25 protein-coding genes are annotated in these 23,388 nt (G+C 73.6%); 15 read left to right on the top strand and 10 right to left on the bottom strand.

Annotated elements, in window-relative coordinates:
- The first annotated feature begins 3 nt into the window (after window positions 1–3).
- The 3 genes from PU704_RS02455 (at window position 4) to PU704_RS02445 (ending at window position 3,177) form a co-directional block, all read left to right on the top strand.
- A complete protein-coding gene (locus tag PU704_RS02455) occupies window positions 4–240 on the top strand; it encodes a DUF3107 domain-containing protein (RefSeq protein ID WP_047803470.1) in 237 nt (78 codons plus the stop codon).
- A 343-nt stretch (window positions 241–583) separates the two neighbouring features.
- Window positions 584–2,323, top strand: coding sequence for a DEAD/DEAH box helicase (locus tag PU704_RS02450; protein ID WP_380113924.1), 1,740 nt, complete (start codon window positions 584–586; stop codon window positions 2,321–2,323).
- Window positions 2,320–3,177 carry a DNA-methyltransferase gene (locus tag PU704_RS02445; RefSeq protein WP_277549994.1) on the top strand — a complete coding sequence of 286 codons (858 nt, stop codon included), beginning with the start codon at window positions 2,320–2,322 and terminating at the stop codon, window positions 3,175–3,177. The genes PU704_RS02450 and PU704_RS02445 overlap by 4 nt, the downstream gene beginning before the upstream one ends.
- Before the next feature lie 10 nt (window positions 3,178–3,187).
- On the opposite strand, the gene PU704_RS02440 is transcribed toward PU704_RS02445, so the two are convergent.
- Window positions 3,188–4,039, bottom strand: a complete 852-nt coding sequence (locus PU704_RS02440) for a PHP domain-containing protein (protein ID WP_277549993.1) — start codon at window positions 4,037–4,039, stop codon at window positions 3,188–3,190.
- An 82-nt stretch (window positions 4,040–4,121) separates the two neighbouring features.
- Here PU704_RS02440 and PU704_RS02435 point away from each other — a divergent pair, with 82 nt between their 5' ends.
- Complete coding sequence (locus PU704_RS02435; protein WP_277549992.1) at window positions 4,122–5,696, top strand: aminopeptidase P family protein; 1,575 nt, start codon at window positions 4,122–4,124, stop codon at window positions 5,694–5,696.
- 73 nt (window positions 5,697–5,769) lie between these two features.
- On the opposite strand, the gene PU704_RS02430 is transcribed toward PU704_RS02435, so the two are convergent.
- Window positions 5,770–6,699 carry a general stress protein gene (locus tag PU704_RS02430; RefSeq protein ID WP_277549991.1) on the bottom strand — a complete coding sequence of 310 codons (930 nt, stop codon included), beginning with the start codon at window positions 6,697–6,699 and terminating at the stop codon, window positions 5,770–5,772.
- An 85-nt stretch (window positions 6,700–6,784) separates the two neighbouring features.
- Here PU704_RS02430 and PU704_RS02425 point away from each other — a divergent pair, with 85 nt between their 5' ends.
- From PU704_RS02425 to PU704_RS02415, 3 genes are read left to right on the top strand one after another with little or no spacing between them, the layout of a single operon-like run.
- Window positions 6,785–8,086: a magnesium transporter MgtE N-terminal domain-containing protein gene (locus PU704_RS02425; protein ID WP_047803709.1), complete on the top strand. Its 1,302-nt coding sequence runs from the start codon at window positions 6,785–6,787 to the stop codon at window positions 8,084–8,086.
- A complete protein-coding gene (locus PU704_RS02420) occupies window positions 8,079–8,696 on the top strand; it encodes a DUF1003 domain-containing protein (protein ID WP_277549990.1) in 618 nt (205 codons plus the stop codon). The genes PU704_RS02425 and PU704_RS02420 overlap by 8 nt, the downstream gene beginning before the upstream one ends.
- Window positions 8,689–9,876, top strand: a complete 1,188-nt coding sequence (locus tag PU704_RS02415; RefSeq protein ID WP_277549989.1) for an Mrp/NBP35 family ATP-binding protein — start codon at window positions 8,689–8,691, stop codon at window positions 9,874–9,876. The genes PU704_RS02420 and PU704_RS02415 overlap by 8 nt, the downstream gene beginning before the upstream one ends.
- Before the next feature lie 63 nt (window positions 9,877–9,939).
- Here the strand turns inward: PU704_RS02415 and PU704_RS02410 are convergent, their stop codons facing one another.
- Together PU704_RS02410 and PU704_RS02405 are read right to left on the bottom strand one after the other, a co-directional pair.
- Window positions 9,940–10,287 (bottom strand): twin-arginine translocase TatA/TatE family subunit, encoded by a 348-nt coding sequence (locus tag PU704_RS02410; RefSeq protein WP_277549988.1) that lies wholly within the window; start codon window positions 10,285–10,287, stop codon window positions 9,940–9,942.
- 37 nt (window positions 10,288–10,324) lie between these two features.
- Window positions 10,325–11,011, bottom strand: coding sequence for a hypothetical protein (locus tag PU704_RS02405; RefSeq protein ID WP_277549987.1), 687 nt, complete (start codon window positions 11,009–11,011; stop codon window positions 10,325–10,327).
- A gap of 161 nt (window positions 11,012–11,172) precedes the next feature.
- Between PU704_RS02405 and PU704_RS02400 the strand changes: the two genes are divergently transcribed.
- On the top strand, window positions 11,173–11,805 hold the full coding sequence (locus PU704_RS02400) for an O-methyltransferase (protein ID WP_047803713.1): 633 nt from the start codon (window positions 11,173–11,175) through the stop codon (window positions 11,803–11,805).
- A gap of 113 nt (window positions 11,806–11,918) precedes the next feature.
- Here the strand turns inward: PU704_RS02400 and PU704_RS02395 are convergent, their stop codons facing one another.
- The 3 genes from PU704_RS02395 to PU704_RS02385 all read right to left on the bottom strand — a co-directional run bounded on the left by PU704_RS02395 (window position 11,919) and on the right by PU704_RS02385 (window position 13,686).
- Window positions 11,919–12,086: a DUF3117 domain-containing protein gene (locus PU704_RS02395; RefSeq protein WP_075872508.1), complete on the bottom strand. Its 168-nt coding sequence runs from the start codon at window positions 12,084–12,086 to the stop codon at window positions 11,919–11,921.
- A 113-nt stretch (window positions 12,087–12,199) separates the two neighbouring features.
- Window positions 12,200–13,384 (bottom strand): hypothetical protein, encoded by a 1,185-nt coding sequence (locus tag PU704_RS02390; RefSeq protein ID WP_238986046.1) that lies wholly within the window; start codon window positions 13,382–13,384, stop codon window positions 12,200–12,202.
- Window positions 13,381–13,686, bottom strand: coding sequence for a DivIVA domain-containing protein (locus PU704_RS02385; protein ID WP_075872509.1), 306 nt, complete (start codon window positions 13,684–13,686; stop codon window positions 13,381–13,383). The genes PU704_RS02390 and PU704_RS02385 overlap by 4 nt, the downstream gene beginning before the upstream one ends.
- 195 nt (window positions 13,687–13,881) lie before the next feature.
- Between PU704_RS02385 and PU704_RS02380 the strand changes: the two genes are divergently transcribed.
- The 4 genes from PU704_RS02380 to PU704_RS02365 all read left to right on the top strand — a co-directional run bounded on the left by PU704_RS02380 (window position 13,882) and on the right by PU704_RS02365 (window position 17,216).
- Window positions 13,882–14,622, top strand: coding sequence for an amino acid ABC transporter ATP-binding protein (locus tag PU704_RS02380; protein WP_380113922.1), 741 nt, complete (start codon window positions 13,882–13,884; stop codon window positions 14,620–14,622).
- A gap of 55 nt (window positions 14,623–14,677) precedes the next feature.
- A complete protein-coding gene (locus tag PU704_RS02375) occupies window positions 14,678–15,526 on the top strand; it encodes a glutamate ABC transporter substrate-binding protein (RefSeq protein WP_277549986.1) in 849 nt (282 codons plus the stop codon).
- Window positions 15,527–15,657: 131 nt separating this feature from the next.
- A complete protein-coding gene (locus tag PU704_RS02370; protein ID WP_047803717.1) occupies window positions 15,658–16,344 on the top strand; it encodes an amino acid ABC transporter permease in 687 nt (228 codons plus the stop codon).
- The gene (locus PU704_RS02365; RefSeq protein WP_277549985.1) at window positions 16,344–17,216 is read left to right on the top strand and encodes an amino acid ABC transporter permease; all 873 of its coding nucleotides are present in this window, start codon (window positions 16,344–16,346) and stop codon (window positions 17,214–17,216) included. Before PU704_RS02370 ends, PU704_RS02365 begins: the two co-directional genes overlap by 1 nt.
- A gap of 9 nt (window positions 17,217–17,225) precedes the next feature.
- On the opposite strand, the gene dapE is transcribed toward PU704_RS02365, so the two are convergent.
- The gene (dapE, locus tag PU704_RS02360; RefSeq protein ID WP_277549984.1) at window positions 17,226–18,335 is read right to left on the bottom strand and encodes a succinyl-diaminopimelate desuccinylase; all 1,110 of its coding nucleotides are present in this window, start codon (window positions 18,333–18,335) and stop codon (window positions 17,226–17,228) included.
- 61 nt (window positions 18,336–18,396) lie between these two features.
- Between dapE and dapD the strand changes: the two genes are divergently transcribed.
- The 3 genes from dapD to galE all read left to right on the top strand — a co-directional run bounded on the left by dapD (window position 18,397) and on the right by galE (window position 21,546).
- A complete protein-coding gene (gene dapD, locus PU704_RS02355; RefSeq protein ID WP_075872512.1) occupies window positions 18,397–19,383 on the top strand; it encodes a 2,3,4,5-tetrahydropyridine-2,6-dicarboxylate N-succinyltransferase in 987 nt (328 codons plus the stop codon).
- 184 nt (window positions 19,384–19,567) lie between these two features.
- Window positions 19,568–20,491, top strand: a complete 924-nt coding sequence (locus PU704_RS02350) for a hypothetical protein (protein ID WP_277549983.1) — start codon at window positions 19,568–19,570, stop codon at window positions 20,489–20,491.
- Window positions 20,492–20,526: 35 nt separating this feature from the next.
- Window positions 20,527–21,546 carry a UDP-glucose 4-epimerase GalE gene (galE, locus tag PU704_RS02345; RefSeq protein WP_277549982.1) on the top strand — a complete coding sequence of 340 codons (1,020 nt, stop codon included), beginning with the start codon at window positions 20,527–20,529 and terminating at the stop codon, window positions 21,544–21,546.
- A gap of 10 nt (window positions 21,547–21,556) precedes the next feature.
- Here galE and PU704_RS02340 read toward each other — a convergent pair whose 3' ends face one another.
- Together PU704_RS02340 and PU704_RS02335 are read right to left on the bottom strand one after the other, a co-directional pair.
- Entirely contained in the window at window positions 21,557–21,922 is a 366-nt protein-coding gene (locus tag PU704_RS02340) for an A1S_2505 family phage non-structural protein (protein ID WP_047801518.1), read from the bottom strand.
- A gap of 90 nt (window positions 21,923–22,012) precedes the next feature.
- Window positions 22,013–23,311 (bottom strand): citrate synthase, encoded by a 1,299-nt coding sequence (locus PU704_RS02335; RefSeq protein ID WP_075872514.1) that lies wholly within the window; start codon window positions 23,309–23,311, stop codon window positions 22,013–22,015.
- Window positions 23,312–23,388: the final 77 nt, after the last annotated feature.

Here is a 23,388-nt window from a genome sequence, read left to right as displayed (position 1 = left end):
CCCATGGAGATCAAGATCGGTGTTCAGCACGTCGCGAGGGAGATCGTCGTCGACTCCGCGCTCGAGGCGCAGGAAGCCGTCGAGCAGATCACCGCGGCCATCTCCTCCGGGACCCCGCTGACCCTCACGGACGCCAAGGGCAACGTGACCGTCGTCCCCGCGAACGTCATCGGCTACGCCGCCGTCGGCGCCGAGCAGAAGCGGCCCGTGGGGTTCATGCCCTTCACCAAGGACGACTGAGCGCCCGCCCGCCGAGCACGGCGGACCCCGGCCCGGCGACCGCACGGAGTGTGCGCGGTCGCCGGGCTACACTGTTAAGCGCACTGGATGACCGGTCGTACCCGCGATCCCACGAACGACAGACACCTTCTCGCCCCCGTTCCCGGCGACCAGGCCCCGCACGGCGGCCGCGCACGGGACCGGAGCCGGGCCCCACGATCCCGTGGCGCGCCCGGTCGGGGCGGCGCACGCTCGCGATCGGCTTCCACCCACCGCACGCCCCCGGCGGCAGCCACCACGGCGGCCCCAGGCCGGACCCCGGTCCGCGCCCCTGGCGCGGGCGTGCCCGAACGAAGGAACCCGCATCGTGACCGAAGACACCACCGACCGCAGCACCGACCACATCACCGACACCGTCCCCGAGGACCTCGCGGCCGGCGGGGCGGCGCCGGCCGGCACCCCCGACGTCGTCGTGGAGACCGACGAGCACCCCCAGCCGCTGCCGCAGGGCTTCGGCGAGTTCGGGGTGCGCCAGGACATCGTGGACTCCCTCGCTGCCGAGGGCATCGTCCACCCCTTCCCCATCCAGGCCATGACCCTGCCGGTGGCCCTGTCCGGGCAGGACATCATCGGCCAGGCGAAGACCGGCACCGGCAAGACCCTGGGCTTCGGCATCCCCGTGGTGCAGCGCGTGGTGGGCCGCGGCGACGCCGGCTGGGAGCAGCTGAAGAAGCCGGGCGCCCCGCAGGCCCTCATCGTGGTGCCCACGCGCGAGCTGGCCGTCCAGGTCGGGCAGGACCTCTCGACCGCCGCGCGGACCCGGGACGCCCGGGTCGCCACGATCTACGGCGGCCGGGCCTACGAGCCCCAGATCGAGGAGCTGCAGCGCGGCGTCGAGGTGGTCGTGGGCACCCCGGGCCGGCTCATCGACCTCAACCGGCAGCGCCACCTCGACCTCTCCGCGGTGCGTGCCGTGGTCCTCGACGAGGCCGACGAGATGCTGGACCTGGGCTTCCTGCCCGACGTCGAGAAGCTGCTCGCGGCGGTGCCCGAGGTCCGCCAGACCATGCTTTTCTCCGCGACGATGCCCGGTCCCGTGGTGGCCATGGCCCGGCGCTACATGACCAAGCCCATGCACATCCGGGCCGCCGCTCCGGACGAGGGCGCCACCAAGAAGGACATCCGGCAGGTCGTCTACCGGGCCCACCAGCTCGACAAGGACGAGGTCGTGGCCCGGATCCTGCAGGCCGAGGGCCGCGGGCGCACGATCGTCTTCACGAAGACCAAGCGCGCCGCCGCCAAGCTGGCGGACGAGCTGATCTCCCGCGGCTTCGCCGCCGCACCGCTGCACGGCGACCTCGGGCAGGGGGCGCGCGAGCAGGCCCTGCGGGCCTTCCGCAACAACAAGGTCGACGTGCTCGTGGCCACCGACGTCGCCGCCCGCGGCATCGACGTCGAGGACGTCACCCACGTCATCAACTTCCAGTGCCCCGAGGACGAGAAGACCTACCTGCACCGCACGGGGCGCACCGGGCGCGCCGGCAACAAGGGCACCGCCGTCACGTTCGTGGACTGGGACGACGTGCCCCGCTGGCGGCTCATCGACAAGGCCCTCGAGCTGGGCATCCCCGAGCCGCGGGAGACCTACTCCTCCTCGGAGCACCTGTACGAGGACCTGGGCATCCCGAAGGGCACCAAGGGCCGGCTGCCCCGCTCCAAGCGCACCCACGCCGGGCTGGAGGCCGAGGTGCTCGAGGACCTCGGCGAGCCGGGCGGGCGCAAGTCCGGCCCGCGCGGCGAGGGCCGGGGCGGGCGCTCCCGCGACCGCGACGCGACCCGCGACCGCGACGCGACCCGCTCCGGCGGCGGGTCCCGCCGGGGCCAGGACCGCCGGGAGGACCGCGGCGAGGACCGCGGCGAGCGCCGGAGCCGCCGGGAGGCGGCCCCGGCAACGGGCGAGCGGCGCGCGGAGGCCCGGGAGACCGCCCGGGAGACCTCGGTGGAGCGCACCTCCGACGGCACCACCCGCCGGCGCCGGCGCCGCCGCGGCGGCCAGGGCGGCGGCGAGGCCCAGCGGGCGCAGAGCGGCACCGCCGCCGAGTGATCCCCTTCGTCTTCGACGCCGAGGGCCCCGACGCGGTGGTCGCCGCGGAGAACCTGGATCTCCTGCGGCGGCTGCCCGGCGGGGCCTTCCGCATGATCTACGTGGACCCGCCCTTCAACACGGGCCGCACCCAGCGCCGGCGCGCCGCCAGCATGACCCCCGCGGCGGACGGGGAGGGCGACCGGACCGGCTTCGCCGGTCGCTCGTACACGACGGTGCTGGGCGCGCTGCGCAGCTACGACGACGCGTTCGCCGACTACTGGGGCTTCCTGGAGCCGCGGCTGCGGGAGGCGTGGCGGGTGCTGGCCGACGACGGGACGCTGTACCTGCACCTGGACTACCGGGAGGTGCACTACGCCAAGGTCATGCTGGACGCGATCTTCGGCCGGGAGTGCTTCCTCAACGAGATCATCTGGGCCTACGACTACGGCGGGCGCTCCCGCCGCCGGTGGCCGGCCAAGCACGACAACGTCCTGGTCTACGTCAAGGACCCGGAGCGCTACCTGTTCGACAGCACCGAGGTGGACCGGGAGCCCTACATGGCCCCGGGGCTGGTGACCCCCGAGAAGGTGGAGCGGGGGAAGCTGCCCACGGACGTGTGGTGGCACACCATCGTCTCCCCCACCGGGCGGGAGAAGACCGGCTACCCCACCCAGAAGCCCGTGGGCCTGGTGCGGCGGATGGTCGCGGCCAGCTCCGCCCGCGGGGACTGGGTGCTGGACTTCTTCGCCGGCTCCGGGACCCTCGGGGCCGCCGCCCATCAGCTGGACCGGCGGTTCGTGTGCGTGGACCGCAACCCGGAGGCGGTCGAGGTCATGCGCGAGCGCCTGCCGCACGCGGCCGTGCGCAGCTGAGCCGGCCGGCTCAGGGGTACCGGACCACCACGCCGGAGGTGGCCTGCTCCTCGATCCGCACGAGCGACTGCACCGACGTCAGGTTCTCCCCGAGGCGGTTGGGCTTGCCGGTGCCGTGGTAGTCGCTCGAGCCCGTCACCAGCAGGTCGTGCTCGGAGGCCATCTGCACCAGGCGCGCCCGGGCGTCGTCGGGGTTGTCCCGGTGGGCGACCTCCAGCCCGGCCAGGCCGGCGTCGATCATGGCCTCGAAGACCTCGGGGCCGACCACCCGGCCCCGGGCGGCCGCCAGCGGGTGCGCGAACACCGGGACCCCGCCGGCGGCGCGCACCAGGCGCACGGCCCGCACCGGGTCCGGGGCGTAGTGCGGGACGTAGTAGCGGGAGCGGCTGTGCAGCACCGAGGCGAAGGCTGCGCTGCGGTCCTCCACGACCCCGGCGGTGACCAGGGCGTCGGCGATGTGCGGGCGGCCCACCGTGGCGTCCTCGTGGACGTGGTCCAGGACCACGTCCCAGTCGATGGGGTAGTCCTCGGAGAGCAGCTCGACCATGCGCTGGGCGCGGGTGCGCCGGGAGCCGCGGGAGGACTCGACCTCGGCGAGCAGCGCCGGATCCGCGGGATCGTGCAGATAGCTCAGCAGGTGCACGGAGATCCCGGTGCCCGTGGTGCAGGAGATCTCCATGCCGGGCACGAACGCGACCCCGAGGGCCACCGCCGCGTCACCGGCCTCCTGCCACCCGGACGTGGTGTCGTGGTCGGTCAGCGCGAACACGTCCAGCCCCGCCGCGTGGGCGGCGCGGGCGACGTCCGCCGGGCGCTCCGTGCCGTCGGATTCCGCCGAGTGGGTGTGCAGGTCGATCTTCACCTCCTCCACGATACCGGTCCCGGCGGGGACGGCCCGCGGCCCGCCGTGGCACGATGAGACTGACGAGACGAGGAAAGGAACCATGACAGAGCACAGCAGCACACCCCAGCACGCCGACCAGCCGCTCTCCGACCGGGTCGAGAACCGGTCGCAGCGGCCGGACTCCCCCGCCTTCCAGCAGTTCATGGCCTCCCAGTGGGCCGACCCGGAGCCGGCCGGGACCCGGCGGGAGCCGGTGGCCGACTTCGCGGCCCGGCGCCGCCGGCGGATCTCCGAGCGGTTCCCGGGCGAGCGGCTCGTGCTGCCCGCCGGGCCGCTGAAGGTCCGCTCCAACGACACGGACTACCGCTTCCGCCCGCACTCCGCATTCGCCCACCTCACGGGCCTGGGCGTGGACCACGAGCCGGACGCCGTCCTGGTGCTCGAGCCCGTGGAGGAGGGCCGCGGCGACGACGGCGGCGGGCACGAGGCCACCCTGTACTTCCACCCCATGGCCGGCCGCGACTCCAAGGAGTTCTACGCGGACGCCAAGAACGGCGAGTTCTGGGTGGGGCCCCGCCCCACCCTGGAGGAGCTGGGCACCGCCTACGGGCTGCGCACCCGGGACCTGGGCGGGCTCGAGGACGCCATCACCAAGAACGCGGGGCCGGCGGCCCTGGGCGGGGTGCGGATCCGGCTGGTGCGCGAGGTCGACCTCAACGTCGACGCCCTGGTCGACACCTCGCGGATCAACACCGGGGTGGAGCTGGAGAGCTCGGACGCCCTCGACGGCGAGCTCACCGAGGCGCTCTCCGAGCTGCGACTGGTCAAGGACGAGCACGAGGTCGAGCAGCTGCGCGAGGCCGTGCACGCGACGATCGCCGGCTTCACCGACATCGTGCATGTGCTCCCCGCCGCCGCCGGCCACCGCCACCGCGGCGAGCGCATGGTCGAGGGCGCGTTCTTCGCCCGGGCCCGCACGGAGGGCAACGACCTCGGCTACGACACCATCGCGGCGTGCGGCAACAACGCCACCGTCCTGCACTGGATCCGCAACACCGGCCGGGTGATCCCCGGGGAGCTCATCCTGGTGGACGCGGGCGTGGAGGCCGATTCGCTCTACACCGCCGACATCACCCGCACCCTGCCGGTGAACGGACGCTACACCGACGTCCAGCGACGGATCTACCAGGCGGTCCTCGACGCCGCCGACGCCGCCTTCGACGCGGCGGTGCCCGGCAACCGCTTCCGCGACGTGCACGCCGCGGCCATGGAGGTGCTCGCCCGCCGGCTGGAGAGCTGGGGGCTGCTCCCCGTGTCCGCGGAGGTCTCGCTGTCCGCGGAGGGCCAGCACCACCGGCGCTGGATGCCCCACGGCACCAGCCACCACCTGGGCCTGGACGTGCACGACTGCGCGCAGGCCAAGCGGGAGCTGTACGTGGACGGGGTGATCGAGCCGGGGATGGTCTTCACGATCGAGCCCGGCCTCTACTTCAAGGCCGAGGACCTCGCCGTGCCGGAGGAGTACCGGGGCATCGGCGTGCGGATCGAGGACGACGTCCTGATCACCGAGGACGGCAACGTCAACCTCTCCTCGGGGCTGCCGCGCACCCCGGACGAGGTGGAGGCCTGGATGACGGGCCTGTGGCACGCCCGGGAGGGCGTCGACCCGAGCTGAGCCGCCGCCCACCGGCGGGAGGACGGGCCCGCCCCGCAGGAGGCCGCGCCTGACGGGCGGGCCGTCCCGCCCGTCAGCGGGAGGCGTCGGCCGAGGTGCTCCCGCCGGCGGACGGCTCACCCGGGCCGTCCTCGGGGCCCTTCTCCGGGGCGGCACGGTGCTCGGCCGGCCCGGCGTCGCGGCGGGCCGGCTCCCCGGCCGGGAGACGGATGCCGTACTGCGGCCGCCCGTCGGGGAGGTCCTCGAACCCGGCGGAGCGCCCGGGCACCGGCTCCTCGGGCCGCTGCCCGGGGGCAGGCCCCGCGGGGCCCTGTTGCCCGGGGCCCCGCTGCCCGGGGGTCTGGGGCCCGGTCCCCTGACCGGTCGGGGCGCCGTAGGCCGGGCGCTGCCACGGGGCCCCTGGTCCCGGCGGCTGCTGGCCGTGTGCAGGCCCCTGGTCGTGCACGGGGCCCTGGCCGTGCGCGGGGGCCTGCGCGGGATTGGGCCGGGAGGACCCGCCGAGCGGCAGGCTCTGCAGCCCGCGCAGCCCCTGCAGCACCTGCCGGGCGCGCTGGGCCACCTCCGGGGCGGCCACGACGTCGTAGGAGGTGGCGACGATCTGGTTGGTGGAGGTGAAGTCCCGCTTGCCGCGCTGCATCGCGTAGGTCACCGTGGCCAGCAGCATCCAGAACGCCCCGCCGAGCAGCACCGACACCAGCAGGGAAGACACCCACTCGCCGCCGCCGAGCAGGGAGAGGATCATCCCGAGGAAGGCGCCGAAGACCATGCCGTTGAGCGCGCCCTGGCCGGCGACCTTCGGATAGCTCAGCCGGCCGGTGACCTGCTCCACGGACTTCAGGTCGTTGCCGACGATCGCGATCCGGTCCACCTCGAACTGCTCGTCCGCGAGGTGGTCCACGGCCTTCTGGGCGTCGGCGTAGGTGCCGTAGCGGCCGATCACCTCCCCGCGGGGCAGGCCGCGGACGGCGGGGCTGGCGGGGGGCAGGGACCGTGGCGTGCTCATGGCCCCATTCTCCCCCATGCCCGGCTCCTTCCGGGTCCTCCCCCGGCCGGACCGGGCGCCTCGGGCCGATGGGTAGTCTTGTACGGTGAGCAGCAACATCGACAAGATCTTCATCGCGCGCCTGATCGGCCTCGACGTGTTCGACCCCCTGGGGGACCGTCTGGGGCGGTTGCGCGACGTCGTCGTGCTGATGCGCGGGAGCTCCCGGTACGGGCGCTCCTCCCGCCGCCCGCTCGTGGTGGGGCTCGTGGTGGAGGTCCTCGGCAAGAAGCGCGTGTTCGTGCCCATGACCCGGGTGACCAGCATCGACGCGGAGAAGATCATCAGCACCGGGCTCGTCAACCTGCGCCGCTTCGAGCAGCGCGGCGCGGAGACCCTGGCCATCGGCGAGGTCTTCGACCGCACCGTGGTGCTGCGCGACGGCTCCGGTGAGGCCACCATCGAGGACATGGCCATGGAGCGCAAGCGCAACACCGGCGACTGGCTGATCACCCAGCTCTTCGTCCGGCGCACCGGCACCGGCGGCGGCCTGATGCGCCGGCGCAACGAGACGCTGATCATCGACTGGGAGGACGCCGGGGACCCCTCCGCCGCGGGCCACCAGCCGGCCACCCAGTGGGTCGCCACCCACGAGGAGCAGCAGCCCGCCGACCTCGCCGACGAGATCCACGACATGTCGGCCAAGCGCAAGCTCGAGATCGCGCACGAGCTGCAGGACGACCGGCTCGCCGACGTCCTCGAGGAGCTCCCGGAGGAGGACCAGGTCTACATCCTCACCAACATGGCGCGGGACCGCGCGGCCACGGTGCTCGAGGAGATGGAGCCCGACGACGCCGCCGACCTGCTCAACGAGCTGCCCGACGCCCAGGCCGAGGAGCTGCTCGCCCTCATGCAGCCCGAGGACGCCGAGGACGTCCGGCGCCTGCTGGAGTACGAGGAGGGCACGGCCGGCTCGCTGATGACCCCCGTGCCGATCATCCTGCCGCCGGAGGCCACGGTCGCCGAGGCCCTCGCGCACATCCGGCAGGAGGAGCTCAGCCCCGCGGTCGCGGCGGCCGTGATCGTCTCCCGGCCGCCGCTGGAGACGCCCACCGGCAAGTACCTCGGCATGGTGCACACCCAGAAGCTGCTGCGCTACCCGCCGCCCGAGGCCGTGGGCAACCTCATCGACCGCTCGCTCGAGCCGGTCTCCGACCTCGCCTCGCTGCAGGACGTCGCCCGCGAGCTGGCGACCTACGACCTGACCATCATCCCCGTGGTCAACGACCACGACCGGGTGGTCGGGGCGATCACGATCGACGACGTCCTCGACGCCCTGCTGCCCGAGGACTGGCGCACCGCCGACGACGGCACCCCGATCCGGAAGGTGGGCAAGCGATATGAGTGAGCGGGAGGCCCGGCGCGCCCGCGTCAACGCCCTGGACCAGCCCCGGGAGCACCGCCCCGGGCTGCTGGACCGGTTCCGGCCGAACCCGGACGCGTTCGGCAAGTGGACGGAGGGCTTCGCCCGCTTCATGGGCACGCCCCAGTTCCTGTTCTGGATGACCGTGCTGGTGACGGTGTGGCTGGGCTGGAACACCCTCGCCCCGCTGGAGCTGCAGTTCGACTCCCGGGCGCTGAACTTCACCCTGCTGACGCTGATGCTCTCCCTGCAGGCCTCCTACGCCGCCCCGCTGCTGCTGCTGGCGCAGAACCGGCAGGACGACCGGGACCGGGTGACCCAGGAGGAGGACCGGCGCCGCGCGCAGCAGAACCTCGCCGACACCGAGTACCTGACCCGGGAGATCGCGTCGCTGCGGATCGCGCTGCGCGAGGTCGCCACCCGCGACTTCGTGCGCTCCGAGCTGCGCTCGGTGCTCGAGGACCTCCTCGAGGCGCAGGAGGAGGCGCCGGACGCCGACGAGCAGTCCGCCCACCTGCGGAAGAGCCCCCGCCGCCGGAGCAGGGGCCTCGACCGCCCCGCCGCCCCCGAGACCAGAGGAATCCCGCGTGTCTGATCCCCGTGCCGACGACGTCCTGGCCCCCGAGGCCCTGCACCCCGCACTCCGTGCGGCGCTGGACCGCGTGCTCGACCCGGAGCTGCGCCGGCCCGTGACCGAGCTCGGGATGATCCGCTCCGCCGCCCTCGACGACGCCGGCCGCGCCGCGGTGCACGTGCTGCTGACGATCAGCGGCTGCCCCCTGCGCTCGACCATCGAGCAGGACGTCCGGGAGGCCGTCTCGACCGTGGCGGGGGTGCGCTCCGTGACCGTGGAGGTCGGGGTGATGACGTCCGAGCAGCGCTCCGCGCTCAAGGAGCGGGTGGGCCACACCCGGACCGTGCCCTTCAACGACCCGTCCTCCCTGACCCGGGTGCACGCCGTGACCAGCGGCAAGGGCGGGGTCGGCAAGTCGACCGTCACCGTGAACCTCGCCGCCGCGCTGGCCGCCCGGGGCCGGTCCGTGGGGATCGTGGACGCGGACGTCCACGGCTTCTCCGTCCCGGGCCTGCTGGGCATCGACCGGTCCCCCACCCAGGTGGGGGACATGATCCTGCCCCCGGTGGTGGAGGTCCCCGAGGCGGCCCGGCAGGACACCGGCCGCGCCGGGGTGCTCAAGGTCATCTCGATCGGGATGTTCGTGGACCCGGACCAGCCGGTCGCCTGGCGCGGGCCGATGCTGCACCGGGCGGTCGAGCAGTTCCTCACGGACGTGCACTTCGGGGACCTGGACCACCTCTTCCTCGACCTGCCGCCGGGCACCGGGGACGTCGCGATCTCCGTGGCGCAGCTGCTGCCCACCGCCGAGGTGCTGGTCGTCTCCACCCCCCAGCAGGCCGCGGTCGAGGTCGCCGAGCGCTCCGGGGCGCTGGCCGTGCAGACCGGGCAGACGGTGGCCGGGGTGGTCGAGAACATGGCCGGCATGCCCATGCCGGACGGCAGCGTGCTCGAGCTCTTCGGGGCCGGTGGCGGCGCCCGGATCGCGGAGTCGCTGACCCGCCGGCTCGGCTACGAGGTGCCGCTGCTCGGGGCCGTGCCCCTTGACGTCGCCCTCCGGGAGGGCGGGGACGCGGGCCGGCCGGTGGTGTGGTCGGCCCCGGACTCCCCTGCGGCGGCGGCGCTGCGCTCGGTGGCCGACGTGCTGGGCTCCCGGCCGCTCGGGCTGGCCGGCCGGCCGCTGGGCCTCGGCCCCCGCTGACGGGGCCCGCTGACCGGTTCCCACCGGGCGGTCACCGCCGCCCGGTCCGCGCGGACGGACGGCTCAGGTCGCCTCGGTGTCGAAGGGGGCGGGCTCCCCGGGGGCCAGCCGGGTCAGCGAGGACCGGGGGCGCTGCGGGGCGGGGCGGGCCGGCTCGTCGTCCTCCAGCAGCGCCTGGCGCACGATGGTGCGGGGGTCGTACTGGCGGGGATCCAGCCGGCGCCAGTCGACGTCGGCGATCTCGGGCCCCAGGGTCTCCTTGAGCTCCTCCGTGGCGCCGGTGGCGTAGCGCTTGGCCGCCTTGACGAACTCCTTGAGCTTCTCCGCGTACTCCGGCAGCCGCTCCGGCCCGATGATGAACAGGGCAAGGAGCACCAGGATGATCGCTTCGCCGCCGTTGATGCCGAGCACAGGATGAAATTTTACCAGCCGGGAGGAGCGGGACGGGTCAGCCGAAGATCCTGCGCAGTCCGGCGGCCACCGTCTCGGCGACGCCGGGATCCTTCGCGGCCGGCTCCGCCACCCGGCTGAGCTCGTCGGCCAGCACGTGGTGGACGGTGCGGGCCATCGAGGAGGGTCCGCTGCCCCCGGTGACGGTGTACACCACGTCCTCGCCCACCAGCACCACCCGCCACGGCGGACCGGCGTCCAGCCAGAGCGGGACGCCCTCGACCGGGGAGGGCCGGAGCCCCTCGGCGCTCACGGGCAGCCCGGTGATCCCGTCCATGGGATTTCCCCGGTCGACCCGGCCGCGCTGCTCGACCACGACGACGAGGTCCTCCCCGCGCTGCAGCCGCACCTCCACGACCGGGTGGCCGGAACGGGTGTCGCGGGCCATGGAGAGCACCTGGTAGCCGTCCGAGGCGAGGGTGGGCAGCGTCCAGCCCTCCGCGCGCCAGCGGTCCGCGGACGCCTCGTCCGCGTGCACGACCCCGCCGGTGCCGTGCCACGCCGAGACCGGGGCCTGCTCCGCGGCGCCCGTGGACGCCGCGGACTCCGCCACGACGGTGCGCCCGACCGCGTAGCCCGAGCCCAGCAGCAGGGTGAGCACGGCGCTGACGGTCGCAGCGGCCACCGGCACCGCGTTGCTGCGGGGACGGGACGGCACCGGGCCGGCGCGGTCCGGGCGGGGCATCGGGCCTCCTTCGTGCGGGCGCTGGTGGGCGGGGCCGGGCGCGGGGCGCGGCGTCGGTCCCATGATCGGCGGGCAAGCTGGACGCGGACTGGACGATGGCCGGGCGCGGGGACCCAGCCGGTAGGATGACGCGCATTGACCACAGCGACGAAGGGCGGAACATGGGCGCGGACAAGACGACGAGCTGGTCGTACGCCGAGGCGTTCGCCGTGGAGGACGAGCTCGCCTACCGCGCCCGGGAGCGGTCCCTCGCCCTGCGCATCCCGCCGGTCACCCCGGGCACGGCCGCCGCCCTGACGGTGCTCGCCGCGTCGGCGCGGCCCGCCACCGTCGTGGAGGTGGGCACGGGGGCGGGGGTCTCCGGGCTGGCGCTGCTGCGCGGGCTGCCGGCCACGTCCGTGCTGACGACCATCGACACCGACATCCGGGCCCTGCGCGCGGCCCGGGACACGTTCCGGGAGGCCGGGGTGCCGACGAGCCGGACCCGCACCATCCCCGGCCGCGCCTCCCTGGTGATGCCCCGGCTCAGCGCCGGGGCCTACGACCTCGTGTTCCTCGACGCGGACTCCGAGGGGACCCTGGGCTACGCCGAGGAGGCGGTGCGGCTGCTGCGTCCGGGCGGGATGCTGGTGGTCAACGACGCCCTGCACCAGGACAAGGTGGCGCAACCGGCCAACCGCGAGGAGAACACCCGGACCATGCGGGCCGTGCACCGGCTGTTCCGGGACGACGAGCGCTTCAGCACCGCGCTGCTGACCACCGGCTCGGGCCTGCTCCTCGCCGTCCGCCGCTGAGGCGGGCCCCCGGGACGGAGCCTCCCGTCAGCAACCGCACAGGACGGGACCGCAGCACGGCGGAGGGCCCGGCACCACCAGGTGCCGGGCCCTCCGCCGTCGCGGGCGGGACGTCACTCGGTCACGCCGGCCAGGCACTCCTTGAGCTCCGCGGCCTCGCCCGGCTTCAGCTCGACCACGAGCCGGCCGCCACCCTCGAGCGGCACGCGCATGATGAGGCTGCGCCCCTCCTTGGTGACCTCCATCGGTCCGTCACCGGTTCTCGGCTTCATGGCCGCCATGTGGGAACTCCTCTTCCTCAGTTGGTGTTGCACCCATCCTATCCGAGCCGTCACGGTGGGACCGGACGGCACGGGACCGGGGCGGCGCGCGTCGGCGCGGCCCCGGGAACGACTCACGGCGGGTAGTCCCCGCCCCCGGGCAGCTGCTTCCAGTGCCACAGCCAGCCCACCCAGACCAGCTGGAGCACGGCGCCGAAGAGCACGCACGCGACCCGGTAGGCGCGCGAGTCCGAGACCGCCGCCAGCGGCAGGGCGAGCGGGAACAGCGGCAGCAGCAGCCGGAAGGTGCTGGTCTGCGGGTGCAGGAACAGCAGCAGGTACACGGCGTAGCTCGCCAGCCACACCCGGGTGAGCAGGTCCAGCCGCTCGCGCACCACCCGCGAGCGCAGCACGAGGACACCGCCCGCCACCAGCAGCACCGGGGCGACGAGTCCGGCGACCGGGCCGAAGAGGTCCGTCCCGGTGTCGAACCACGGGACCACCGGCACCAGTCCTCCGCCCCGCCAGGCCGTCTCCGTCTCCGTGTACGCCGTCGGCTCCCCGGTGGCCCACCAGGCGATCGCCGGCCAGGCCAGCGCGGCGGCGCAGGACAGGACCGCGAGGGCGAACAGCCCGTCGAACGCGTCGGCCGCCCGGTGCAGCTGCCCGGCCCGGCGGCGGGCCACGGTCCGCACGAGCCAGGTGATCCCGAGGGCGGCCGCGAAGGGCACCCCCGCGGGGCGGGTCAGGCACATGACGAGCACCACCGGCGCCGCCGCGAGATGCCGGCCCCGGGACACCAGCAGCAGGGCCCCGGCCAGCAGCGCCAGGTGCAGCGACTCGGCGTAGGGCACCTGCAGCACCGGGGCCACCGGGTTGAACGCCACGAACGCCAGCCCCCACAGGGCCGTGTCCGGGGCGGCGAACCGGAGGAAGAGCCGGTGGACGAGCAGCGCCGCGCCGAATCCCGCCGCCAGGGACACCGCCGAGGCCGCGGCGTCCCAGCCGGCGCCGGTGAGTCCCGTCACCGCCCGCACGAGCAGCGGGAAGACCGGGTAGAACGCCCAGGCGTTCTCCTGGGCGCGCCCGGCCTCGTCCCGCGGCACGGACCCCGGGTAGCCCTCCCGGGCGATCCGCTCGTACCAGTCCGAGTCCCAGATGCCGGTGAACGCCAGGTAGCCCAGTGCGCCGTCCCCCCACGGGCCGGGGCCCTGCTGACGCCCCACCGTGGTGAACACGGCCCACGCCCACACCCGGGAGGCCGCCCAGACGAGCGCGGCCTGGGCCCACCAGGGGGCGGCGGCCAGGCGGGAGCTCACGCTCCCCGCGCCGGACCGGGTCCGGGGTCCCGGGCCGGCAGCTGCCGGGCGAGGCGGTCGAGCACGGCGTGCACCTCCCCGGGGTCGTAGCCGCGGCGCCGGACGGAGAAGGCGATCCGCCCGACGTCCTCCCGCGTCAGCACCTCGGGCAGCACGAGAGGGGCGTCCGGGGCGCGCTCGGGCCGGATCCCGTCCCGGGCGGGAGCGGTCCAGGCGGAGAGCCGGTCGCGGCCGAGCAGGAGGACGCCCCCGACGGTCAGCAGCAGCACCAGGCCGGTCAGCACCACGAAGAGTTCGGTCATGGCACCAGGCTATGCGCCGGCTTCCGGGCGCCCGGCAGCTGCGCGGCCGCCCGGACGCGAAACATTCCTACGGATCGGTACGCATTTAACGCGGCCGCAACGTGTTCGCCATCACACGGAAGAAATCTGGGATATCTTTCCGGTATGTCACACGCCACTCCGCCGGCCGCCGCACCGTCCGCCGCCGCGCCCGGCATGGGCGAGGCCCTGGTCCGCATGTCGCACGTCAACAAGCACTTCGGGGACCTCCACGTGCTCCGGGACATCAACCTGGAGGTGCGCCGCGGCGAGGTCGTCGTGGTGATCGGCCCGTCCGGGTCCGGCAAGTCGACCCTGTGCCGCGCGATCAACCGGCTCGAGAGCATCGACGACGGCGAGATCCTCATCGACGGCAAGCAGCTGCCCGAGGAGGGCAAGGCCCTCGCCCGGCTGCGTGCGGACGTGGGCATGGTCTTCCAGTCCTTCAACCTCTTCGCCCACAAGTCGGTCCTGCAGAACGTGACCCTCGGGCCGGTCAAGGTCCGTGGCCGCTCGGCGGGCGAGGCGAAGAAGCAGGCCATGGAGCTGCTGACCCGGGTGGGCGTGGCGAACCAGGCCGAGAAGCTGCCGGCCCAGCTCTCCGGGGGGCAGCAGCAGCGCGTGGCGATCGCCCGCGCCCTGGCCATGGAGCCGAAGGTCATGCTGTTCGACGAGCCGACCTCCGCTCTGGACCCCGAGATGATCAACGAGGTGCTCGACACCATGGTCGCGCTGGCGAAGCAGGGCATGACGATGATCGTGGTGACCCACGAGATGGGCTTCGCCCGCAAGGCCGCCGACCGCGTCGTGTTCATGGCCGACGGGCAGATCGTCGAGGAGAACACTCCCGAGGAGTTCTTCACCAATCCGCGCTCCGCCCGCGCCCAGGACTTCCTGGGCAAGATCCTCGGCCACTGACCGTCCACCCGTCCCTCCGACCGAACGCCACCACCCCGACTGCAAGGAGCAGACCATGCGCAACACCAAGCCCCTCGGACTCGCCGCGATGGCCGCGGCCGCGGCCCTGACCCTCACCGCGTGCGGCGGCGGGGAGGAGCAGGCCGGCGGCGGGGAGACCGGCGGGTCCGGCGAGTCCGTCCGGATCGGCATCAAGTACGACCAGCCGGGCCTGGGCTTCCGGGACGGCGACGAGTACACCGGCTTCGACGTCGACGTCGCGACGTACGTCGCCAACGAGCTCGGCTACTCGGAGGACCAGATCGAGTGGGTGGAGTCCCCCTCGGCCAACCGCGAGAACATGCTCGCCAACGACCAGGTGGACATGATCTTCGCGACCTACTCGATCACCGACGAGCGCGACCAGACCGTGGACTTCGCCGGCCCCTACTTCGTGGCCGGCCAGGACCTGCTCGTGCGCGCCGAGGACAACAGCATCCAGGGCCCCGCCGACCTCGAGGGCAAGAACCTGTGCTCGGTGACGGGCTCGACCTCCGCGCAGCGGGTCAAGGAGGACCAGCCCGGCGCCAACCTCGTCGAGCAGCCCGGCTACGCCGACTGCCTCACCGCCCTGGAGTCCGGCCAGGTGGACGCCGTGACCACGGACGACATCATCCTCGCGGGCCTGGCCGCGACCGACGCCAACCAGGGCAAGTTCAAGGTGGTGGGCAACACCTTCTCCGAGGAGCGCTACGGCGTGGGCCTGCCCCAGGGCTCCGACCAGTGCGAGGCCGTCAACGAAGCCATCACCAAGATGATCGACGAGGGCGCCTGGGAGGAGGCGGTCACCGCCAACACGGAGGGGGCCGACTACTCGTTCAACGAGGAGCTCAACCCGCCGGAGATGGAGCCCTGCGGCGAGTGACACCGGACGCGCAGGTCCCGTGACCGGCCGGTCCGGCCGGCCACGGGACCTGCGCCCCCGCAGCACACCGACCGATCCACGACGAAGGGCACTCGCGTGACCCAGCACCACCCCGATCCCCGGGAGCTCCCGTGAGCGACTACCTGGCCGACTTCGCCAGCCTGTTCGAGCAGTACGACGTCCTCGCCGCCTTCTGGGTCAACCTCCGGCTGACCTTCTGGGCCGCGATCGGCTCGGCGGTCCTCGGCGGGCTGATCGCGCTGATGCGCATCTCCCCCATCGCGTCGCTGCGGCTGCTGGGCACCGGGTACGTGAACCTGTTCCGCAACACGCCGCTGACCATCATCCTCGTGTTCCTGGTCCTCGGCGTGTGGAGCCAGCTGGGGATCAACCTCTCCGGCGACTTCAACCAGAACTTCTTCAACTGGGCGGTCATCGGTCTGAGCCTCTACCACGCGGCCTTCGTCTGCGAGGCCATCCGCTCCGGGGTCAACACCGTCCCGGTCGGCCAGGCCGAGGCGGCCCGGGCCATCGGCCTGTCCTTCCTGCCCGCCGCCCGGCTGATCATCTTCCCGCAGGCGCTGCGGGGGGCCGTCACGCCGCTCGGCAACACCCTGATCGCCCTGACGAAGAACACGACGGTGGCCGCGGCCGCGTCGGTCACCGAGATCTCCTCGCTCATGAAGACCATGATCGAGTTCCGCCCGGACGTGATCATCGCGATCTTCCTGGTGGTCGCCCTCGGCTTCGTCCTCATCGTGGTCCCGGTGGGCCTGCTCACCACCTGGGCCTCCCGGAAGCTGGCGGTGAAGCGCTGATGGCCAGGACCCAGAACGTCCTCTTCGACGTCCAAGGACCCCGCGGCCGGCGGATCAGCGCGGCGCTGAACGTGCTCGGCGTGCTGCTCGCGGCGGCCCTCGCCTGGATCGTGCTGAGCGAGCTGGCCGAGAAGGGCCAGCTCGACGCCGCGAAGTGGAGCCCCCTGCTGACCGCCCGCACGTGGGAGAACTTCCTGCTCCCGGGCCTGTGGGACACCCTCCGGGCCGCGCTGCTGGCCGTGGTGCTCTCCGTCGTCTTCGGCCTGGTCTTCGGGCTCGGCCGGCTCTCCCAGCTCGGTCCCGTCCGGTGGGTCTCCACCGTGGTCGTGGAGTTCTTCCGCGCCGTCCCGGTGCTCGTGATGATGATCTTCTTCTACCTGGGCATCGGCCGGGCCGGGCTGGTCGAGCCGTCCAACGTCCCCTTCTGGGCGGTGGTCCTCGGCCTGATGTTCTACAACGGGTCCGTGATCGCCGAGCTGATCCGCTCCGGCGTCCACCAGCTGCCCAAGGGGCAGCGGGAGGCCGGGCTCGTCATCGGGCTCACACCGGCCCGCTCGCTGCGCCTGATCGAGCTCCCCCAGGCCCTGACGGCCATGCTGCCCTCGCTGGTCAGCCAGTTCGTGGTCATCCTCAAGGACACGGCCCTGGGCTACATCATCACCTACCCGGAGCTACTGGCCAGCGGGCGGCGCCTGGGCTCCGGGGACGGCAACATCCTCCAGACGCTGTTCGTCGTGGCCCTGGTCTTCGTGCTGATCAACTACCTGCTGACGCTGCTGGCGGCGTGGCTCTCCCGGTTCCTCAGCTACCGCACGGGAGGCGCCACCAAGCCGGCCGAGGGCCCCCTCGCCGCCGAGGAGGCCACCGTCTGAGCCCGCCGCTCAGTCGGTGAGCCAGGCGGCGAGGGCCCGGTAGCACTCCCGCACGGCCTCGGCGCTCACGTGCTCGTCGTCGGTGTGCGCGAGCAGGGCGTCGCCGGGACCGAAGTTCACCGCCGGCACGCCCATCGCGGAGAAGCGGGCCACGTCGGTCCAGCCGTACTTCGGCTTGGGCTCCTGGCCCACCGCGGCCACGAACGCCGCGGCGGCGGGGCGGTCCAGGCCGGGGCGGGCCGCGGCCGAGAGGTCGGTGAACTCCAGCTCGTAGCCGGCGAAGACCTCCCGGACGTGGGCGACGGCCTCCTCCGGTGTCTTGTCCGGGGCGAAGCGGTAGTTGATCTCCACGTGGGCGGTGTCGGGGACGACGTTGCCGGCCACGCCGCCGCCGATCCCGGTCGCGTTGAGGCCCTCCCGGTAGTCGAGGCCCTCCACGGTGATCGTCCGCGGGGTGTAGGCGGACAGGCGGGCCAGAACGTCGGCCTGCTTGTGGATGGCGTTCTCCCCGATCCAGGACCGCCCCGAGTGGGCCGCGCGCCCGGTGGTGGTGATCCGGAAGCGCATCGTGCCGTTGCAGCCGCCCTCCACCGTCCCGTCCGTGGGCTCGAGGAGCACCGCGAAGTCCGCCTCGAGCAGCTCCGGGGCGTTGCGCTGCAGCCGACCCAGCCCGCTGGCCGCGGCGTCGACCTCCTCGTGGTCGTAGAAGACGTAGCTGACGTCCCGGTTGGGCTCGGTCAGGGCGGCCGCGAGGGCCAGCTGGACGGCCACGCCGCCCTTCATGTCGGTGGCACCGCGCCCGTAGAGCACGCGGTGGCCGTCGGCCTCCTCCCACGAGGAGGGCACGGTCCCGCGGGCGCCGGGCACGGTGGGCAGGGGCACGGTGTCGAGGTGCCCGGCGAGCACCACCCGCTCGTCCCGGCCCAGCTCGGTGCGGGCGACCACGGCGTCCCCGTCACGGTGCACCGTGAGGTGCGGGAGCCGGCGCAGCGCCGCCTCGACGGCGTCGGCGATGGGCCCCTCGCCGCCGGAGACGGACTCCAGGTCGATGAGGTCGGCGGTGAGCTCGGCAGGGTCCGCGGCGAGGTCGAGGTCGGGTGCGATCATGGCTGCCAGCATAGCGGCGGGGCCCCCGGGGCCGGATCGATCCGGGTCCGGCCTCCCCCGTAGGATGGACGCCATGACTTCTCCCACCTCTCGTCCCGCCGCCGGCCGTCCCGCCGCCGGTCGCCCCGCCTCCGGTCTGGGCCTGGCCACCGTCGTGGCCTCCGGCCCCCAGGAGGGCACCGTCCTCGACGTCTGGTACCCGGCCCCGGCGCTGTCCGACGCGGTCGACACCTCCCTCGACGCCGATCTGCGGCTGGCGGCCACCGCCGACCCGGACCGCAACATCCGCAGCGAGATCGTCGAGACGGTCGTCGACCTCGACGCCGCCCCCGGCGACGCCGCCGACGCGTACCTGCGCCTGCACCTGCTCTCCCACCGCCTCGTGCGGCCCAACACCGTGAACCTCGACGGCGTGTTCGGCCTGCTCGCCAACGTCGCCTGGACCGACCGCGGCCCCGTGCTCGCCGAGGAGCTCACCCTCGCCCTGCTGCGGATGAAGGCCACCGGCGGGCACGTGACCGTGCACAGCGTCGACAAGTTCCCGCGGATGGTGGACTACGTGGTGCCCTCGGGCGTGCGGATCGGCGACGCCAACCGGATCCGGCTCGGCGCCCACCTGGCCGCCGGCACCACGGTGATGCACGAGGGCTTCGTGAACTTCAACGCCGGTACCCTCGGCCAGTCCATGGTCGAGGGCCGGATCAGCGCCGGCGTGGTCGTGGGCGACGCCACGGACGTCGGCGGCGGCGCGTCCATCATGGGCACCCTCTCCGGCGGCGGCAAGGAGCGGATCACCGTGGGCGAGCGCGTGCTCCTCGGGGCGAACTCCGGCGTGGGCATCTCCCTCGGCGACGACTGCGTGGTGGAGGCCGGCCTGTACGTCACCGCCGGCACGCGGGTGAGCGTGCTCGCCGACGGGGCGCAGTCCACGGCCAAGGCCTCGGAGCTCTCCGGCGTCCCGAACCTGCTGTTCCGCCGCAACTCGCTCACCGGCACGGTCGAGGTGCTTCCGCGCGCCGGCCGGACCGTGGAGCTCAACGCGGCCCTGCACGCCAACTGAGCACCCGCCCCGGCTGAGCTCCCGCCGGCCGAGCAGCCACGCCGGCGGGCATCCGCCGCCGGCGGGCATCCGCCGCCGGCGGGCATCCGCCGCCGGCCGAGGTCCGCGGGACCGGACACCCGGTCCCGCGGAGCTCGGCCGAGATCCACTCCGCCCCCGTCTCCCCGCCCGTCCAGGAGCCCCCGTGTCCTCCCCCGCCTCCGGCCGCCGCACCAGGTCGGCCGGGCTGTCGCTGTTCGTGCTGCTGCTGGTCTGCGCCGTGCTCGCCGCCGGGGCCCTCGTGGTCGTCGAGCTGCGGGCGGGGCGGCCCTCGGCCGGCGAGCCCCGCTGCGTGGTCGCCACCACGGACCCGGACGGACAGCGCCGGCGGCACACCCTGTCCTCCGAGCAGGCGGCCAACGCGGCGCTGATCACCGCCGAGTCCGTCCGGCGCGGCACGGACCCGTATGCCGCGGTCGTGGCCCTGGCCACGGCCATGCAGGAGTCCCAGCTGGTCAACATCGACTACGGGGACCGCGACTCCGTGGGCCTCTTCCAGCAGCGCCCGTCCCAGGGCTGGGGCACGGTCGAGCAGATCATGGACCCGTCCTACGCCACCGGCGTCTTCTACGACCGGCTCGCCGAGGTCGACTACGCCGGGCTGTCCGTGACCGAGGCCGCCCAGGCGGTCCAGCGCTCCGGGCACCCGGACGCCTACGCCCGGCACGAGCCCCTGGCCCGGGCCTTCGCCGACAGCCTGACCGGGGGCACCGAGGCGTCCCTGAACTGCGTGCTCGCCGATCCCGAGCAGCCCGGGGACGCGGCCGTGACCGCCGACGCCCTGGGCGCCGCCTTCGGCGCCGCGGCCCCTGCGGCGCGCGCCGAGGCCGGCCGGGTGGTCGTCCCCGCCCCGGCCGGGCCGGCCGGCTGGGCGGTGGCGCACTGGGCGGTCGCCTCCGCCGAGCGGCTGGGCATCGCCGAGGTCTCCTTCGACGGGCGCAGCTGGGTCCGGGCCGACCAGCGGACCACCCGCTTCGCCCCCGCCCCCGGCTGGGTGGACGCCGCCGAGGCCCACCCGGACGGCCCCCCGCCGGCGCAGGACGTCGTGCTGGTCCTCGCGAGCCGCTGAGGCCCCGCCCACGGCCGGGCCGATACGCTGGGCGCATGAGAATTCTCGTCACCGGAGGAACCGGCTACATCGGCTCGCACACCGTCCTCGCCCTGCTGGAGGCCGGCCACGACGTCGTCGTGATGGACAACCTCGCCAACTCCTCGCGGACCTCCCTGGAGCGCGTGGAGGAGCTCGCGGGACGCCCGGCGGCCGCGTTCGCCGAGGTCGACCTGCTGGACCCGGCCGGGCTCGACGCCCTGTTCGCGCAGCACCAACCGGAGGCGGTGATCCATTTCGCCGGGCTCAAGGCCGTGGGCGAGTCGGCCGAGCAGCCGCTGCGGTACTACCGCACCAACGTGACCGGCACGCTGAACCTGCTGGAGGCCATGGCGGCCCACGGCTGCCGCTCCATCGTGTTCTCCTCCTCCGCCACGGTCTACGGCGCCCCGGAGGAGATGCCGCTGACCGAGAAGCAGCCCATGGACGCGCAGAACCCGTACGGCCGCACCAAGGAGCACATCGAGGACATGCTGGTGGACCTCGCCGCCTCGGACCCGTCCTGGAGCGTGGCCCTGCTGCGCTACTTCAACCCCGTGGGCGCCCACGAGTCCGGCCGGATCGGGGAGGACCCCACCGGCGTGCCGAACAACCTGCTGCCCTTCATCGCCCAGGTGGCCGTGGGGCGGCGCGAGAGGCTGCGGGTGTTCGGCGACGACTACCCCACCGCCGACGGCACCGGGGTGCGCGACTACATCCACGTCGTCGACCTCGCGGACGGCCACCTCCGGGCCCTCGACCACCTCGCCCGGCACGGCGGGGTGCACACCTGGAACCTGGGCACGGGCAAGGGCTACTCGGTGCTCGAGGTGCACGCCGCGTTCGAGCGGGCGTCCGGGCGCCGCATCCCCTACGAGGTCGCGGCCCGGCGTCCCGGGGACGCGGCCGTCTCCTACGCCGACCCCTCCACGGCCCTGGCCGAGCTGGGCTGGTCGGCCGAGCGGGACATCGACACGATGTGCCGCGACCACTGGAACTGGCAGAGGAGCAACCCGGAGGGCTACGCCGGGTCCTGAGGCCCCGGGCTCACCAGCCCGGCGGGCGCACCACGTTGGGCGGCGCGTCGGCGAACAGCGCCGCGACCCGGCGCTCGTCGTGGCCGGCGATGCCGGTGCCCACCCGGGTGAGCCAGAAGGTCAGCTCCGGGTGGGCGCGGGCGAAGTCCACGAACACGGCCGCCTCGCGCGCCAGGGCGGGGAACCCGCTCATGCTGTCGATCGCGTAGGAGCGCCCCTGCAGCCCGTGGCCCTGCCCCGGCACCGCGCCGAAGCGCTCCACCGCGGTCCGCGCCGCGCCGGCCCCATGCGCGCCGCGGGCGTTGGAGCCGAAGACGAAGACCTCGTCCGGGCCCAGCTCGGTGATCCGCTCGGGGGTGCGCCGCTGCTCGTCCATGGTCCGCACCCTACCGGGGCGCGCGGCAGGAGGAAAAGGCAGGGCCCGCGCCCCCTCGGGGGACGCGGGCCCGGCCGCCGGCGGTGCGGCTCAGCCCTGCGGGTAGTGCCGCTCGGCCTCGCCCACGTAGAGCTGGCGCGGGCGGCCGATCTTGGTCTCCGGGTCCTCGATCATCTCGCGCCACTGTGCGATCCAGCCCGGCAGCCGGCCGATGGCGAACAGGACGGTGAACATCTTCTCCGGGAAGCCCATCGCCTTGTAGATCAGGCCCGTGTAGAAGTCGACGTTCGGGTACAGCTTGCGCTCCACGAAGTAGTCGTCGGCGAGGGCCTTCTCCTCGAGCCGCATCGCGATGTCGAGCTGCTCGTCGTTGCCGCCCAGCTTCTGGAGGATGTCGTGGGCGTAGTCCTTGACGATGCGCGCGCGCGGGTCGTAGTTCTTGTACACGCGGTGGCCGAAGCCCATGAGCCGGGCGCCGGACTCCTTGTTCTTGACCTTCTCCATGAACTCCTCGGGCTTGACGCCCTCCTGCTGGATCCGGTTGAGCATCGCGAGCACGGCCTCGTTCGCGCCGCCGTGCAGCGGGCCGTAGAGGGCGTTGATCCCGGCGGAGACCGAGGCGAACATGTTGGCGTGGGACGAGCCCACCAGCCGCACCGTGGAGGTGGAGCAGTTCTGCTCGTGGTCGGCGTGCAGCATCAGGAGCACGTCGAGGGCCTTGGCCATCGTCGGGTCGATCTCGTAGTCCTCGGCCGGCACCCCGAAGCACATGCGGAGGAAGTTCTCCGTGTAGCTGAGGTCGTTCTGCGGGTAGAGCATCGGCTCGCCCTTGGACTTCTTGAAGGCGTACGCGGCCAGGGTCGGGACCTTGGCGAGCAGCCGGATCGTGGAGATCTCCACCTGCTCCTGGTCGAAGGGGTCGAGGGAGTCCGCGTAGAACGTGGACAGCGCCGAGACCGCCGAGGAGAGCACGGGCATGGGGTGCGCGTTGCGCGGGAACCCGTTGAAGAAGCTCTTGAGGTCCTCGTGGACCATGGTGTGCCGGCGGACCCGGGTGTCGAAGTCCTCGAGCTGGGCCGGGGTGGGCAGCTCCCCGTAGATCAGCAGGTACGCGGTCTCGATGAACGTCGAGTGCTGGGCGAGCTCCTCGATCGGGTAGCCGCGGTAGCGCAGGATGCCGTTGTTGCCGTCGATGTAGGTCACGGCCGAGCGCGCGTTGGCGGTGTTCATGAACCCGGGGTCGAAGGCGACGTTGCCGGTCTCCTTGAGCAGGTTCGTGATCGCGTACCCGCGGTTGCCCACGGTGGCGTCCTGGACGGGCAGCTCGAGCCGTCCGCCGTTGCCGTAGTCGAGCTGGGCGGTCTCGGTCTTCTGTGCAGACTCGGTCATGTTCTTCGTCCTCCGCGAGTGGATTTCGGTGTCCGGGGCGGCCCTGCCGGGCGGCACCGGTGGCGCAGCACGGGCGT

Source organism: Kocuria oceani (genome assembly GCF_029524215.1).
Classification (GTDB): Bacteria; Actinomycetota; Actinomycetes; order Actinomycetales; family Micrococcaceae; genus Kocuria; species Kocuria oceani.
This window is presented reverse-complemented; position numbering and strand designations above follow the sequence as displayed.

Coding starts and splice junctions, on each gene's coding strand:
- PU704_RS02455 (WP_047803470.1), top strand. CDS start 4: ATGGAGATCAAGATCGGTGTTCAGCACGTCGCGAGGGAGATCGTCGTC.
- PU704_RS02435 (WP_277549992.1), top strand. CDS start 4,122: ATGACAGAGCACAGCAGCACACCCCAGCACGCCGACCAGCCGCTCTCC.
- PU704_RS02430 (WP_277549991.1), bottom strand. CDS start 6,699: ATGAGCACGCCACGGTCCCTGCCCCCCGCCAGCCCCGCCGTCCGCGGC.
- PU704_RS02420 (WP_277549990.1), top strand. CDS start 8,079: ATGAGTGAGCGGGAGGCCCGGCGCGCCCGCGTCAACGCCCTGGACCAG.
- PU704_RS02405 (WP_277549987.1), bottom strand. CDS start 11,011: ATGCCCCGCCCGGACCGCGCCGGCCCGGTGCCGTCCCGTCCCCGCAGC.
- PU704_RS02400 (WP_047803713.1), top strand. CDS start 11,173: ATGGGCGCGGACAAGACGACGAGCTGGTCGTACGCCGAGGCGTTCGCC.
- PU704_RS02395 (WP_075872508.1), bottom strand. CDS start 12,086: ATGGCGGCCATGAAGCCGAGAACCGGTGACGGACCGATGGAGGTCACC.
- PU704_RS02385 (WP_075872509.1), bottom strand. CDS start 13,686: ATGACCGAACTCTTCGTGGTGCTGACCGGCCTGGTGCTGCTGCTGACC.
- PU704_RS02380 (WP_380113922.1), top strand. CDS start 13,882: ATGGGCGAGGCCCTGGTCCGCATGTCGCACGTCAACAAGCACTTCGGG.
- PU704_RS02375 (WP_277549986.1), top strand. CDS start 14,678: ATGCGCAACACCAAGCCCCTCGGACTCGCCGCGATGGCCGCGGCCGCG.
- PU704_RS02365 (WP_277549985.1), top strand. CDS start 16,344: ATGGCCAGGACCCAGAACGTCCTCTTCGACGTCCAAGGACCCCGCGGC.
- dapE (WP_277549984.1), bottom strand. CDS start 18,335: ATGCTGGCAGCCATGATCGCACCCGACCTCGACCTCGCCGCGGACCCT.
- dapD (WP_075872512.1), top strand. CDS start 18,397: ATGACTTCTCCCACCTCTCGTCCCGCCGCCGGCCGTCCCGCCGCCGGT.
- galE (WP_277549982.1), top strand. CDS start 20,527: ATGAGAATTCTCGTCACCGGAGGAACCGGCTACATCGGCTCGCACACC.
- PU704_RS02340 (WP_047801518.1), bottom strand. CDS start 21,922: ATGGACGAGCAGCGGCGCACCCCCGAGCGGATCACCGAGCTGGGCCCG.
- PU704_RS02335 (WP_075872514.1), bottom strand. CDS start 23,311: ATGACCGAGTCTGCACAGAAGACCGAGACCGCCCAGCTCGACTACGGC.